This is a genomic window from Pseudomonas acericola (SeqCode), assembly GCF_053456465.1.
In genome coordinates this window covers 367,432-381,502 of sequence record NZ_JBRFJB010000001.1, presented here as the reverse complement: position 1 = coordinate 381,502, position 14,071 = coordinate 367,432, and the positions used below count along the sequence as shown (strand labels likewise).

Annotated in this window: 8 protein-coding genes; 1 reads left to right on the top strand and 7 read right to left on the bottom strand. The window is 62.8% G+C overall.

Annotated elements, in window-relative coordinates; all coding sequences use genetic code 11:
- Nucleotides 1-5: 5 nt before the first annotated feature.
- The 6 genes from ACU688_RS01760 to ACU688_RS01735 form a co-directional block, all read right to left on the bottom strand.
- Nucleotides 6-296, bottom strand: a complete 291-nt coding sequence (locus ACU688_RS01760) for a hypothetical protein (protein WP_003214319.1) — start codon at nt 294-296, stop codon at nt 6-8.
- Between the two features lie 24 nt (nt 297-320).
- The gene (astB, locus tag ACU688_RS01755) at nt 321-1,667 is read right to left on the bottom strand and encodes an N-succinylarginine dihydrolase (RefSeq protein WP_448183441.1); all 1,347 of its coding nucleotides are present in this window, start codon (nt 1,665-1,667) and stop codon (nt 321-323) included.
- A gap of 190 nt (nt 1,668-1,857) precedes the next feature.
- On the bottom strand, nt 1,858-3,327 hold the full coding sequence (gene astD, locus ACU688_RS01750; protein ID WP_448184017.1) for a succinylglutamate-semialdehyde dehydrogenase: 1,470 nt from the start codon (nt 3,325-3,327) through the stop codon (nt 1,858-1,860).
- A complete protein-coding gene (astA, locus tag ACU688_RS01745) occupies nt 3,324-4,349 on the bottom strand; it encodes an arginine N-succinyltransferase (protein ID WP_124528192.1) in 1,026 nt (341 codons plus the stop codon). The genes astD and astA overlap by 4 nt, the downstream gene beginning before the upstream one ends.
- Nucleotides 4,350-4,400: 51 nt before the next feature.
- Nucleotides 4,401-5,420 carry an arginine/ornithine succinyltransferase subunit alpha gene (aruF, locus tag ACU688_RS01740; protein WP_124528191.1) on the bottom strand — a complete coding sequence of 340 codons (1,020 nt, stop codon included), beginning with the start codon at nt 5,418-5,420 and terminating at the stop codon, nt 4,401-4,403.
- Nucleotides 5,421-5,641: 221 nt separating this feature from the next.
- Nucleotides 5,642-6,862 carry an aspartate aminotransferase family protein gene (locus ACU688_RS01735; RefSeq protein WP_448183440.1) on the bottom strand — a complete coding sequence of 407 codons (1,221 nt, stop codon included), beginning with the start codon at nt 6,860-6,862 and terminating at the stop codon, nt 5,642-5,644.
- 244 nt (nt 6,863-7,106) lie between these two features.
- Here ACU688_RS01735 and ACU688_RS01730 point away from each other — a divergent pair, with 244 nt between their 5' ends.
- Nucleotides 7,107-12,983 carry a dermonecrotic toxin domain-containing protein gene (locus ACU688_RS01730; RefSeq protein ID WP_448183439.1) on the top strand — a complete coding sequence of 1,959 codons (5,877 nt, stop codon included), beginning with the start codon at nt 7,107-7,109 and terminating at the stop codon, nt 12,981-12,983.
- A 3-nt stretch (nt 12,984-12,986) separates the two neighbouring features.
- On the opposite strand, the gene argR is transcribed toward ACU688_RS01730, so the two are convergent.
- Entirely contained in the window at nt 12,987-13,967 is a 981-nt protein-coding gene (argR, locus tag ACU688_RS01725) for a transcriptional regulator ArgR (protein ID WP_257783038.1), read from the bottom strand.
- Nucleotides 13,968-14,071 lie beyond the last annotated feature (104 nt).

The following is a 14,071-nucleotide window of genomic DNA, read 5'->3' as shown; positions in this document are numbered from 1 at the left end:
TTCTCTTAGTGATTGCAGCCTGGGCCGTGGACGTGATCGTCGTCGTCACCTTCAACGTCGGCCGGTTCCATTTCCAGTTGCAGGCTCATCAGGTTGGTGGCCAGTGGGCGCATCAGCAGATTGGCGTATTCGGCGTCGCCTTCTTCCACGTCCACGCCGATCAGCAGCTGGCCACGGCCGTCGTGCTGGATCCAGATTTCCTTGCCCTGCCACACCACGGCGACGCGGGTGCAGGAGGTTTCCAGCTGGGTGCCGTCGGTGTCTTCAAGAATCAGTTTCAGGGTGTCGGTGGTCATATATAACTCTCAGCCGTGCGGCGTTTAATTGATCTGGAAAGGATAAACCGAGCCCAGTTTAAGGATTTGCGTCAGTTCATCCAGTGCCGTCCGGCATTCAAGCAACAATTGCGGGTCAGCCAGATCGGTTTCCCGCAGGCTGTCGCGGTAGTGCTTGCCTACCCACTGGGTCAGTGTTTCGTACAACGGCGCGGTCATGATAACGCCTGGATTCACCGCCGCCAGTTCCGTTTCATTCAACGCCACGCGCAAGCGCAGGCATGCCGGGCCACCGCCGTTCTGCATGCTTTGCTTGAGGTCGAAGACCTTCACTTCACGGATCAGCCCACCGGCAGCCGTCAAGCCTTGCAGGTAATGCCACACGCGTTCGTTGGCGCGGCATTCTTCCGGCACGATCAGCAGCATCGAGCCATCGGCGCGGGTCAGCAATTGGCTGTTGAACAGGTAGGAACGCACCGCGTCCTCGACGCTGACCAGGGCGCGGGGCACGCAGACCGACTGGAAGTTGCCGCCCAGCTTGCCTAACTTGGCTTGCAGCTCAGCCAGCATCTGTTCGGTATTGAGGAACGCATCCTCGTGATAGAACAGCACTTCGCCGTTGCCCACCGCAATCACGTCGTTGTGGAACACACCGGCATCGATCACAGCCGGGTTCTGCTGGGCGTAGACCACGCCTTCTTCCTTCAGGCCGTGCAAACGCGCAACGGCCTGGGAGGCTTCGAGCGTCTGGCGCGCCGGGTACTTTTGCGGCGCCGGGAAACGGCTGTCGAACGCACTGCGGCCGAACACAAAAAACTCCACACCGGCTTCGCCGTACTCACGGCAGAAACGCGTGTGGTTGGCCGCGCCTTCGTCACCGAACTGCGCCACTGCCGGCAACGCGGCGTGGTGGGCGAAGTGCTTCTGATCGGCAAACATCGCCCCCAGCACGCGGCTGGTGGTCGGGTGTTCGATGCTGCGGTGGTATTTGCAGTTGAGGTTGGCGGCGGTGAAATGCACGCGGCCATCGGCAGTGTCGGCGCTGGGGCTGACCGTGGCGGCGTTGGCCACCCACATGCTCGATGCGGAGCAGCTTGCCACCAGCAACGGCATGGCATCCTTGGCGGCTTGCTGGATGACCTGGGCGTCGCTACCGCTGAAACCAAGGCTGCGCAAGGCGGCCACATCGGGGCGTTCCTGCGGCGCGAGCACGCCTTGGACAAAGCCCATGTCCGTCAGGGCTTTCATTTTTTGCAGGCCCTGCAACGCCGCTTCCTTGGGGTTGGAATGCTGCTGGCTGTTGCTCTGGGACGCGACGTTGCCGAAGGACAAACCGCCGTAGTTATGGGTCGGCCCCACTAGACCGTCAAAATTGACTTCATAGGATTTCATCGGCGAGGCTCCACGAACATCTGTTTTTATAGGCATCAACTGCGATTTCTAAATCACCGCAACTCTATATCTGCAAACCCGATCAATGTGGGAGCTGGCTTGCCTGCGATGGCATCACCTCGGTGTATCTGAAAGACCGAGTCGTCTGCATCGCAGGCAAGCCAGCTCCCACATTGGGTCGGTGGCATCTTTAGTTCAGGGTAATACCTGGGGTCAGTGTTGCTGGAACTACCAAGCTTGGCGTTTCCAACGACGCCACCGGATACGCACAATAATCCGCCGCGTAATACGCACTGGCGCGATGGTTGCCCGAGGCCCCGACCCCACCAAACGGCGCAGTACTCGCCGCGCCGGTCAGTTGCTTGTTCCAGTTGACGATCCCCGCGCGGCTTTCCAGCCAGAACTGCTGGTAACGCGCTTCGGAGTCCGACAACAAGCCAGCGGCCAAGCCGTATTGGGTGTTGTTGGCCTCGGCAATCGCGCCTGCAAAATCAGCGTAGCGAATCACCTGCAACAGGGGGCCGAACAGTTCTTCGTCTTCGCGCTCGGTCACGCCGGTCACATCGATAATGCCAGGGGTCAGCAGCGCGGCCTGCGCCTGCGGCTGGGTCATTTCCAGCAGCGCCACGGCGCCGTTGGCGAGCATCAATTCCTGCGCTTCCATCAACGCTTTGGCCGCCGCCAGGGAAATCACCGAGCCCATGAATGGCGCTTGCTGCTGATCAAACGCGCCCACTTCGATCGTCGCGCTGACCGCCACCAGGCGCGCCAGCAACGCATCGCCCCACGCACCTTCCGGCACCAGCAGGCGACGGGCACAGGTGCAACGCTGGCCAGCGGAGATAAACGCCGACTGGATAATGGTGTAGACCGCCGCATCCACGTCGGCCACTTCATCCACCACCAGCGGGTTGTTGCCGCCCATTTCCAGGGCGAGGATCTTGTCCGGGCGCCCGGAGAATTGCTGGTGCAGATGATTGCCGGTGCGGCTGGAACCGGTGAAGAACAACCCGTCGATCCCAGGATTCGCCGCCAGGGCGATACCGGTTTCCCGCGCGCCTTGCAGCAGGTTCAACACGCCCGCCGGCAAACCGGCTTCGATCCAGCACTGCACCGTCAGCTCGGCGACTTTCGGCGTCAGTTCGCTCGGCTTGAACAGCACGGTATTGCCCGCCAGCAACGCGGGGACGATATGCCCGTTGGGCAAATGACCGGGGAAGTTGTAAGGGCCAAACACCGCCACCACACCGTGAGGCTTGTGGCGCAGCACGGCGGTGGCGTCGCCCAGCGGGCCGCTCTTCTCGCCGGTACGCTCGCGGTAGCTTTGCACCGAGATGGCGATCTTGTTCGCCATGCTGGTGACTTCGGTAGCCGATTCCCACAGCGGTTTGCCGGTTTCCTCACCGATGCAGTGGGCGATTTCATCTGCGCGTTTTTTCAGGGTGGCGGCGAAGGTTTCCAACACACCGATGCGCTCTTCCAGCGAACGCTTGGCCCAGGCCGGGAACGCCTGGCGTGCGGCCTGCACGGCGGACTCAACCTGCTCGGCGGTGGCGCCATTGCCGGCCCACAGCACTTGCTGAGTCACCGGGTTGCGCGATTCAAACAGCTCACCCTGGCCGGCCAGCCAGCTACCTGCGATATACAACGAATTCATTATTTCGACTCCCGGGCAGCAGACAACGGAACAGCACGCACTTGATCACCCACCACCAGTTGCAGGCGCTTGGCGGTCTGTGGATCGACCACCAGCGTGCCTGCCGCCAGACGGGCCGGAGCGGCCGTGATGCGGCACTCCTCGCGCTTGCGGTTATGGATCAGGAACGGCGTGGCGTCGTCCCCCGGCGTGCCGATGGCCAGCACCAGCGATTGGCTGTCGCGCACCGCACGGATCTTGCTGGTCTCACATTCCACCGCCGGGCCCGCGTCGAAGATATCGACGTAGCCCTGGTAGCTGAACCCTTCGCTCTTGAGCATGCTCAGCGCCGGCTCGGTGTCCGGGTGGACCTTGCCGATCACGTTGCGCGCATCCTCGGACAGGAAGCAGCTGTACAGCGGAAATTTCGGCATCAGCTCGGCGATAAACGCTTTGTTGCCCACACCGGTGAGGTAGTCCGCCTGGCTGAATTCCATCTTGAAGAAGTGCCGGCCCAGGCTTTCCCAGAACGGCGAACGCCCGGCGTCGTTGGACACACCGCGCATCTCGGCGATGATCTTGTTGCCGAACAGCTGCGGGAACTCGGCGATAAACAGCATGCGCGCCTTGGCCAGCATGCGGCCGTTGAGGCCGGTGCGGTAATCGGCGTGCAGGAACAACGAGCACAGCTCGGAGTTGCCGGTGAGGTCGTTGGCCAAAAACAGCGTCGGGATCTCGCGGTAGATATTCAGCTCCTGGGAGGCGCTGACCGTCAGTCCGACCCGGAAGTTGTACCAAGGCTCGCGCAGGCCGACGGCGCCAGCGATGGCGGAAATGCCCACCACGCGGCCTTCGTCGTTTTCCAGCACAAACAGGTAGTCGGCATCGCCGCGCCCGGCTTCGCCGCGAAAGGTCTTCTCGGCCCAGCCGACCCGGTGGGTCAGGCGCTCTTCGTTGGCCGGCAAGGTGGTGAGGCCGGTGCCAGTGCTGCGCGCCAGATCAATCAGGGCAGGTAAATCGCTGCTGCGTACGGGACGAACGATCATGCTATCTCCTCAGACGGGCCGCTGTTGCCAGCCACCCGCGAAACTCTGTGTTTAAACCGCAACCAAACGCACGCTGGCACCTTCACCGACACCCAGCGCTTCCGCCGCGGCCAGGTCCAGGGTCACTGGTTTGCCGGGCGCGTAGTCCAGCTCCAGCAGCACCGCGCGGTAATCCTGCAACGAGGCATTGCTCACCAGGTACTGGCGGCCGACCCCCTTGGCCATCTCGCCGATTTTCACCGGCACCACGCGGCTCTGGGCGATGGAGCGAATGCCCGAAACCCGTGCATGCAACGTCGGGCCACCGTCGAAGATATCGATGTAATGGTCGGTCTCGAAGCCTTCGCGCATCAGGATGTCGAAGGTGATCTGCGCACGCGGATGCACCTGGCCCATCGCCTCTTGGGCTTCGTCCGGCAGCAGTGGCACGTAGATCGGGTAGTGCGGCATCAGCTCGGCGAGGAAGGTACGGCTTTTCAGCCCGCACAGGCGTTCGGCGGCGGCGTAGTTGAGGTCGAAGAAGTTGCGACCGATGGCGTCCCAGAACGGCGAGTCACCGTTCTCGTCGCTGTAGCCGACGATTTCGGTCACCACCGAGTCGGCAAAGCGCTCGGGGTGACTGGCGACGAACAGCAGGCGGCCACGTGAATTGAGTTCCGACCACGGTGAACCGACCAGCTCGGGCACCACGTAGAAGCTGGTGAGCAGGCTGTTGCCGGTGAGGTCGTGGCACTGGGAAAGCACGTGGATCTTGTTGTGGATCTTCAGCTCGCGGGAGGCGTGCACGAAGGTCTCGTTACGAAAACTGTAGAAGGGTTCCGAATAGCCGGCCGACGCGACAATGGCCGAGCAACCGGCGAGCTTGCCGGTCTCGGTGTCTTCGAGCACAAAGAAATAGCTTTCTTCACCGTTGAAACTCACCTCGGCCGCGAAGGACGCTTCGCTGGCGGCGATCTTGTCGCTGAGGCGTTCGACATCATCCGGCAAGGAGGTGACACCAATCGGGCTGTCCGCAGCCAGACGCTGTACCTCGCCCAGATCAGCCATTTGCGCGGGGCGCATCACCAGCATGGTGTCACTCCTTAACTCGAAAAACTCATAGAGGAAAAAATGCCGGGCCGGTCCTGTTCAACACAGGTCCAAATGTGGGAGCGGGCTTGCTGTGTGGCGAGGGAGCTTGCTCCCGCTGGGCTGCGCAGCGGCCCCAAAATCTTGGGAGCGCTTCGCACTCCAGCGGGAGCAAGCTCCCTCGCCACAAAAGCCCGCTCCCACACTTGATCCGGTCCGGCCAATCAGATTTGTGTAAGGGTTTTTACTGCACGTTCAAAACGGTCAAGACCTTCAGTGATATCCGCCTCTTCCACCACCAGACTCGGCGCAAAACGCACCACGTCCGGGCCGGCTTGCAGGATCATCAGGTTTTCTTTCTCGGCCGCGTTGAACACGTCCTTGGCCTTGCCTTTGAACGCGTCGCTCAGCACGCAACCGAGCAACAGGCCCATGCCGCGTACTTCGGTGAAGATGCCGTACTGCTTGCCGATCTGTTCCAGGCGCGCCTTGAACTGAGCGTGCTTGGCGTTCACGCCGGCCAGCACTTCGGGGGTGTTGATCACGTCGATCACCGCTTCGGCCACCGCACACGCCAGCGGGTTGCCGCCGTAGGTGGTGCCGTGGGTGCCGACCACCAGGTGCTTGGCCAGCGCTTCGGTGGTGAGCATCGCCGCGATCGGGAAACCGCCGCCCAGGCTCTTGGCGCTGGTGAGGATGTCTGGCGTCACGCCGTAATGCTGGTAGGCGAACAGCTTGCCGCTGCGGCCCATGCCTGTCTGTACTTCGTCGAACACCAGCAGCGCGTCGTTCGCGTCGCACAGCTCGCGGGCGCCTTGCAGGTAAGCCAGCTCGGCCGGCAGTACGCCGCCTTCGCCCTGGATCGGTTCCAGCACCACCGCGCAGGTCTTGTCCGACACGGCGGCCTTCAGCGCAGCCAGGTCGTTGTAAGGCACGTGGGTGATGCCGGTGATTTTCGGACCGAAACCATCGGAGTACTTGGACTGGCCACCGACGTTGACGGTGAACAGGGTACGGCCGTGGAAGCTGTTCAGCGCGGCGATGATCTCGTACTTCTCAGTGCCGAAACGGTCGAACGCCACGCGACGGGCCAGCTTGAACGCGGCCTCGTTGGCCTCGGCGCCGGAGTTGCAGAAGAACACACGCTCGGCAAAGGTGGCGTCGATCAGCTTGTGGGCCAGGCGCAGGGCCGGCTCATTGGTGAAGACGTTGGACACGTGCCACAGCTTGTTGGCCTGTTCGGTCAGAGCACCGACCAGCGCCGGGTGGGCGTGGCCCAATACGTTGACCGCGATGCCGCCGGCAAAGTCGATCAGCTCGCGACCCGCCTGGTCCCATACACGGGAACCTTCGCCACGCACAGGGATGAAGGCGGCAGGTGCGTAGTTAGGCACCATGACCTGGTCGAAATCGGCACGTTGCACCGGGGCTTGCTCAACGGACATCGGAGTCTCCTGAAGAGGAACGCCTGCCTGGACATGGCGGGCGATGCAGGGATTGTAAGGACAGTTTTCAGTGGGGCCTTGTCGCCAAGCGACAACTTCTTATAGCGCCAACCCGCGTTTTTGGCGGGTTTACGCCAATGCGACAAATACCGTCGCAAAGGCGCAGTTTAAACTAACTATCTAGAGCAGGCGGCGTGAAACGCGCTGATCTACTGATGCGCTTTCCTGCTATCAGAGATTGAGCATGAGTACATCTTCGTTCACCGATGACGCCGACCAGCCCGACAGTCATTACCAACTCCTGAAAAACGCCATCCCGACCTGGCTCGGCAGCGCGTCGAGCGTCAAGCGCCAAGCCCTGTCCAAGGCCACGCCCCGGCCGCTGCCGATCACCGCCGAATTCAAGCGCCTGAACGCCGCCCACTGGGAAGCACAAAACGCGGTGGATAGCGCGCTCAAACAGCTGCAAGGGCCCCGCGCCTTTGCCCGCGCCATGCTAGAAGAGGCGCTACTGACCCGCTATGGCGTAGACCTCAACAGCGAGACCATCTACCTGCGCCTTTATATTCCCCAACACGTGCCGTGGTTTTCGATCCCGTCCGGCGCCGCGCGCACCTGGACCGTATCGCTGCTGGATGCGGCCCTGCACAACTTCGAACATGGCGAGACCGTAGCGGGCGCCTACGAGGCCGACTCGACCTTCATTAGCCAGCCCGACGCCAACGGTCAGTTCGATACCCAGCCCGCCATCCTGGAAAAAATCAGCATCACCGACTTCACCGGACTGTGCCGAGAGCTGGATATCGGCGCGCACTATCAGACCTACCTGCGCACCCAACTGGGCCTGACGGAACCTGTCAGCGCCGCCGTGCTGCAAGCCAACGTCGACGCCAGCCACAAAGCCGCCCTGCGCAGCGCCCTGCACCTGGCGCGCCTGCGCGGCGACATCCAGCCGGACTACGCACAGCAGATCGAAAACCTGCTGCAAGGTCGCAGCGCGCTGACCCTGGGCAACCTGCCACTGCACTGCCACCGTTTGCAGATGATGGACGCCCCGCTCACCGGCATCCTGTTGTTCGCCCCAGACCTGGAAACCACCCGCTCCGTGCAGCGCCTGGTGGCCTGGGTGCCGGACGATCCGCAGCATCCGCTCAAGGAATACCCCTCGGCCCTGGCCTTCAAACAGGAACTGACCCGCCAACTGCGCGACGCCGACTACCAGGCGTTTTTCAGCCGCTTCGTCGCCCATGCACAGCGTGGCCTGTTCTTTGCCAACTTGAGCCAGCGCCTGGGCCGTATCACCTGGCACCCCACCGAATACGGCAGCGGCCTGGCGCCCTGGCGCCGCGAACCTACCGACGATCCCAAGCTGCAATTTGTCGCAACCGCCGTGCAGGGCGACGTGTGGCGGCACCTGTACCAGCAAAAGCTCAACCGGATCCTCAACGACGCGCGCACCCAGGCGGTGTCCACGGCGACGGTCGACCGTAACGCGCGCTGGGCCCTGTGGGACTCGGCCGTGAACGTAGCCTCGTCGATCCTCAACGCCGTACTGCTAATCGTCGCGCCGTTTGTTCCGATGTTTGGGGAATTGATGCTGGGCTACATGGCCTGGCAACTGCTCGATGACGTCTTCGAAGGCGTGGTCGACTGGGCCGAAGGCTTGCCCAAGGAGGCCTTCGGGCACCTGATGAGCGTGCTGCAAGCGTTGGTGCAACTGGGTGCGTTCGGCGTGGGCACCACCATTGGCGTCGCCCAGTTGCGCAAGGTGCTGCCGGCGGAGGTGATCGCGTTCATCGACCGTTTCAAGCCCGTCACCCTCGCCAGCGGTGCCAAACGCTACTGGAAACAGGACCTGGCGTCCTATCAACAAAAAATGCGCCTGCCGCCACGCCTGGGGGTCAATGCGATGGGCCTGCATCAAGTGCGCGCCGAAACGATCCTGCCCCTGGAAAACCAGCTATACGCCGTGCGAGCCCTCGCCGACGGCAAGCGCCATGTGATCAAGCACCCCACCCGCGCCGATGCCTACACCCCCAGCCTGCAACACAATGGCGCCGGGGCCTGGCACACCGAGCTTGAAGCCCCCGCGCAATGGGATCGCGCCACCTTGCTGCGCCGCCTGGGCCACGGCGTGGAAAGTTTGAATGAAGGCGATCGCGACCTGGCGCTGCGCCTCAGCGGCGTCAACGAAAACGCCCTGCGCCAGATGCATGTGCGTGGCGATCCGGTGCCACCGCTGCTGGACGATACCCTGGCGCGCCTGAGCATCGACCGCAACCTGCAACGCCTGATCGACCGGCTCGACAGTGATGATCCGGCCCAGCACGCACAAGTCGACCCCCAGGACGAACTGCAATTGCTCACCACCTATGGCGACTGGCCCAAGACCCGTTCGCTGCGCATACTCGATGCCACCGGCAACACCGCCTGGGAATATGGCGACAAGCGCATGCCGGTGGTGCAGATCCACGAGGCGCAGCTGGCCAATGGCGAGCTGCTCAAAACGCTGTTGCAAGCCCTGAGCCCGGAGGAGATCCACGAACAATTCGGCGAACGCGCAGCCGACCCCGAATTGAGCCTCGATAACCGCATCAAGCAACTGCGCAAAAAACTCGCCCGACAGGCCCGGACCCATCGCCGCGCCCTGTTCGATTCGCGCTACGCCCAACGGCAAGTCACCACCGACGCCCACGCCCAACACCTGATGCAGACCGCCCCCGACCTGCCGGCAAGCGTCACGACTCAACTGCTCGCCCAAGCCAGCGGACGAGAACTGCAAGCGTTGGACAACCGCAGCACACCCCCACGTCTGGCCGATATGGCTCGCAGCGTGCTGGACGAACTGCGCGTCAACCGCGCCTATGAGGGCCAGCATCTGGAAGCGGTGCACAACCTCGACACCGATCGCCTGGCACTCAATACCCTGAAACTGCTGCCAGGCTGGTCGGCCCAAGTGCGACTTGAGGCCACGCACCTGTCGCCCAAGGGCAGCGTCTGGCTACAGATTGGCCCGGAGGATGCGCCGGTGCGCCGCACACTGGTGCGTACAGCGTCGGACCGTTATGTACCCCACGATGAAAAAGGCGCACTGTTCGGCGAAACCGATCTGTACACCGCGATTCTCAACGCCCTGCCGGACGCGCAACGTGAGGCGCTGGGGATCGACATCACCCAGGGTGCCGAACTCAAACAGCGCCTGCGCCATAGTCCGCTGGCGCGTGATGAGCTGCGCACCGCACTGATGATTGAGCCGCGGGAGCCGGCGCGTGAAACCCTGCGCCTGCTGGGCAGCGATACGGGGTACCCGGTGCGACCGGCATCCGCCAACCGCCAGCCCACCTTGCATGAACGTGCGACCCGCTTGTATCCGGCCCTCAATGAGTACCAGATCCAGGACCTGCTCACCCATTTGCGCACCTTGCCCGGCGGCCCCGCCAACGCCCTCGACGCCCTGGCCGCAGAATATGCGCAACTGCTCACTGACCTGGAGGCCTGGGAGCAACAGATTCCCACCCAGCACCCACGCACCGGCAACCCGTTGTCGGCGGCGCAACAACGCGGCGAACGCCGTGACCGCCGCCTTATCGCCTCGACACTGCGGCGCTGCTGGCGGCGCGAATCGATGATTGATCATTATTATGGCGACCCGGCGCGCGACGGCCACACCCTGCGCCTGGACTCGCCCACATTGGGTGCATTGCCCGTACTGACGGCCAACTTCGACCATGTGTCGCTGCTGACCCTGGCCGGCAGCACCGATACCACAGGCGTCAACGCATTCCTGGGGCGCTTTCGGCAATTACGGCACCTGCGTGTGGATGGCTTCGACCTTGGCTCGCCGCCGGTAGAAATCTACCCCATGCCACGCCTGGTCACCCTGGACCTGAGCAATTGCAACATCGCCCTCACCCCCACCAGCCAGGCACAGATCGCCGCCTTGAGCCGCTTGAGGAACCTGGTGCTGTTCGGCAACCCACTGGGACGAGTGCCCAGCGTACGAGGCATGCCCGCGCTAACTCATATCGACCTGTCGCAAACCGGCATCACGCAACTGCCCGATGGGCTGCTCAGCCGCCCCGAGCTGCGCCTGGGCCTGTTCAGCGGCAATCAACTGCGCGAGCTACCCGACGAACTGTTCGAGCGCCCGGCCAACCAGCCGGACGAATTTGATTTCAGCGACAACCCGCTGTCGGCCGAGACCATCAAGCAGGTCAAAGCCTACTTCCAACGCTATGACACCTACTGGGAAATCGATGCCCCACAAGGCGACATTCGCGACGCCCAAGCGCTGTATCCGAGCCTGAATCAAGATGAACTCAATCGCCTGGTCTACAGCTTGCCCGGCTCGTTGGAGGCCGGCCGAATCGAGTTGGCAAGGTTGGCCGGCGAGCTGCAAACCCTGCAAGAACAGCTCGCCCACTGGGAACATGCGCCCGGCCTGGGCGCACAAGAGTTCGCCAGACGCATTGCCCTGCGCAACCTGCTGGAAAAGAGCTGGCGCCGCGAACCGGCGGTGCGCGGCGAACCCGTGCACGCGCTGACCATCACCAGCAACCTGGCGGGTGAGCTGCCCACCCTGAGCGCCACCTTCAGGCATATCAGGGCGCTGAAGCTGGAAGGCACAGGGCAGGCCATCGAACTGAGCGGTTTGCTTGAACGTTTACCAGGGCTGCGCATTCTCAATGTCGGCAACGTGGTGCTGGGGGATATTCCGCCGAAAGTCTTTGATGTGGCCAACCTGTGGGTGCTGACCTTGAGGAACTGCTCAATCACCCTGTCTGCCAGTTCTCGCGCAGCCCTGGAGCGCATGACACCGCTGCAACACTTGAACCTCAATGGAAACCCGCTGGGAGTCTGCCCGGACTTCACCCAACTGCCGGGCCTGAATGCGATTTTTCTGGAAGACGCCGGGCTCGATTCGGTACCCACCAGCCTGCTGGCGCCGATACAGCGCCAGTTCATCAACCTCAGGGCCAATAGGATCGAGCAATTGCCGCCCGCCCTGTTCGCCCTGCCGGATAGCGTCAGCCAGGCCTTCGACCTGTCCGGCAACCCGCTGTCGCAGCAGGCGCTGGAACAGATCAAAAGCTACCACCAACGCACTCAGGAACACTTCAAGGCCCAGGTTCCGGCCGCACAGCGCAACTGGGCCAAACGCCTGTACCCAAAGATGGGCGACACCGCCGCGGACAGCTTCGTGTTTGGCCTGCCAGGCCGCATGGCTGATGTGGACGCAGCATTGAGCGGGCTCGAAACCGACTACGAGCACTTGACCACCGATCTACAGGAATGGGCCACTCACGTACCCAGGCTGCATCCGGTTCTTGGGGTGGCGCTGGACATCGGCACCCGCGCCCAGGAGCAGATCAACCGGCTCAACTTCAAGCGCCTGGTGGAAGAGGCCTGGCGCCGGGAAAGCGCGCTGGACGAAGAAAGCCTGGATGACCACCCCACCCACTCGCTGGTGATCGACACCCCGATCATGGGCGCCCTGCCGGAGTTGCGCGGGAGCTTTGAGCACGTCACCACGGTGGAATTCAACGGCGAGGCCACCACCACCCAGGTCGATCAGTTCCTGCGGGGCTTTGCGCACGTGCAAACCCTCAGGTTGAGCGGATGCAGCCTGGGCGGCCTGCCCGCCGCACTGTTTGAACTGCCATCGTTGACGACGCTGGAGTTGCGTCGGTGCGCCATCACGCTGACCCCGACCACCGCACAATCAACGAGCGACCTGCAATCCCTGGAGTTCCTGGAACTGAGTGACAACCCCCTGGGCCACGCGCCGGACGTGAGTCACTTGCAGGCGTTGACCTCATTGCACCTGCGCAACACCCGCCTATCGCAGCTGCCGAACGGCGTGTTCCAACTGGCCAATCTGCAAAACCTGGACGTGAGCCGCAACCTGATCCACGAGCTGGCGCCCGACCTGCTGGACATGCTGCAAAACTTCCACGAGGACAGCGACCTGAGCGCCAACCCCTGGTCGACGCAAAGCCTGGAATACCTGCGTGAGTACTACCGAAGGACCGGCATTGATTTCCAGATCACGGAAGTCACCCTGGACGCCCAGGGCAACCCATTGCAGCCGCCACTGGAAGAACCAATGGATGAGGAGTAACAGCTAGCCCCGCTCGGCGGGCACCGACGACAGCTCAAACGGGCTGCTGCTGCGGCGCTGGTTGCGGTCCTCACGAGGAGTGGCGCCGAAGAAGTTGCGGTAGGCGCTGGAGAAGTGCGGCCCCGAGGAGAAGCCGCACGACAGGCCGATCTGGATGATCGACTTGCTGGTTTGCATCAGCATCTGGCGGGCCTTGTTCAGGCGCAGTTCCAGGTAGTACTGGCTGGGGACGCGGTTGAGGTATTGCTTGAAGATCCGCTCAAGCTGTCGTCGCGACACGCACACGTGCTGGGCGATTTCGTCGGTGGTCAGCGGTTCTTCAATGTTGGCTTCCATCAGCAACACCGCCTGGGTCAGCTTGGGATGGCTGGAGCCCAGGCGGTTTTGCAGCGGAATGCGCTGGCGCTCGCCGCCTTCGCGGATGCGCTCGACCACCAGCTCTTCGGAGACGGCACCGGCCAGTTCGGCGCCATGGTCACGGGCCAATACCGCCAGTAACAGGTCGAGCACCGACATGCCACCGCAGGCGGTGAGGCGGTCGCGGTCCCAGTCGAACAGGTGGCTGGTGGCGATGACCTTGGGGAAACGCTCGGCAAAATCGTCCTGCCAGCGCCAGTGCACAGCGGCGCGGTAGCCGTCGAGCAGGCCGAGTTGGGCCAGCGGATAGACACCGGCCGACAAACCGCCGATCACGCAACCGGCGCGCACCAGTTGCTTGAGGGCCGTGCTGAGCTGGGAAGCGATGGCCGTCGGTGGCTCATCCGCCAGCAGGAACAGTTTCTGGAAGCCTTCCAACTTGCCGGCCCACGGTTCGCCCGGCAGTTGCCAGGCGCCCTCGATGGACGGCTCGGCGAGCAGGAACGACAGCTCGTAGACCACATCGGGATGCACCCGCTGAGCAACGCGCAAGGCCTCCTCAGCCAGCGCAAGCGTGAGTGCTTTTGTGCTGGGCCAAATCAGGAAACCAATGCGATGGGCGGTCATGGAGGGCTATCCGAAGCGAGTAACAGTAATGAAGACAGGGGCTAATGCTAGCCGGTAAACCAACACAAATCTTAAAAGCTGATGAGTTTCCAACTGTGGGAGCT

What these genes read in the sequence shown, in the direction of transcription:
- astA (WP_124528192.1), bottom strand. Translation starts at nt 4,349, where the DNA reads ATGATCGTTCGTCCCGTACGCAGCAGCGATTTACCTGCCCTGATTGAT.
- astB (WP_448183441.1), bottom strand. Translation starts at nt 1,667, where the DNA reads ATGAAATCCTATGAAGTCAATTTTGACGGTCTAGTGGGGCCGACCCAT.
- argR (WP_257783038.1), bottom strand. Translation starts at nt 13,967, where the DNA reads ATGACCGCCCATCGCATTGGTTTCCTGATTTGGCCCAGCACAAAAGCA.
- ACU688_RS01760 (WP_003214319.1), bottom strand. Translation starts at nt 296, where the DNA reads ATGACCACCGACACCCTGAAACTGATTCTTGAAGACACCGACGGCACC.
- aruF (WP_124528191.1), bottom strand. Translation starts at nt 5,420, where the DNA reads ATGCTGGTGATGCGCCCCGCGCAAATGGCTGATCTGGGCGAGGTACAG.
- ACU688_RS01730 (WP_448183439.1), top strand. Translation starts at nt 7,107, where the DNA reads ATGAGTACATCTTCGTTCACCGATGACGCCGACCAGCCCGACAGTCAT.
- ACU688_RS01735 (WP_448183440.1), bottom strand. Translation starts at nt 6,862, where the DNA reads ATGTCCGTTGAGCAAGCCCCGGTGCAACGTGCCGATTTCGACCAGGTC.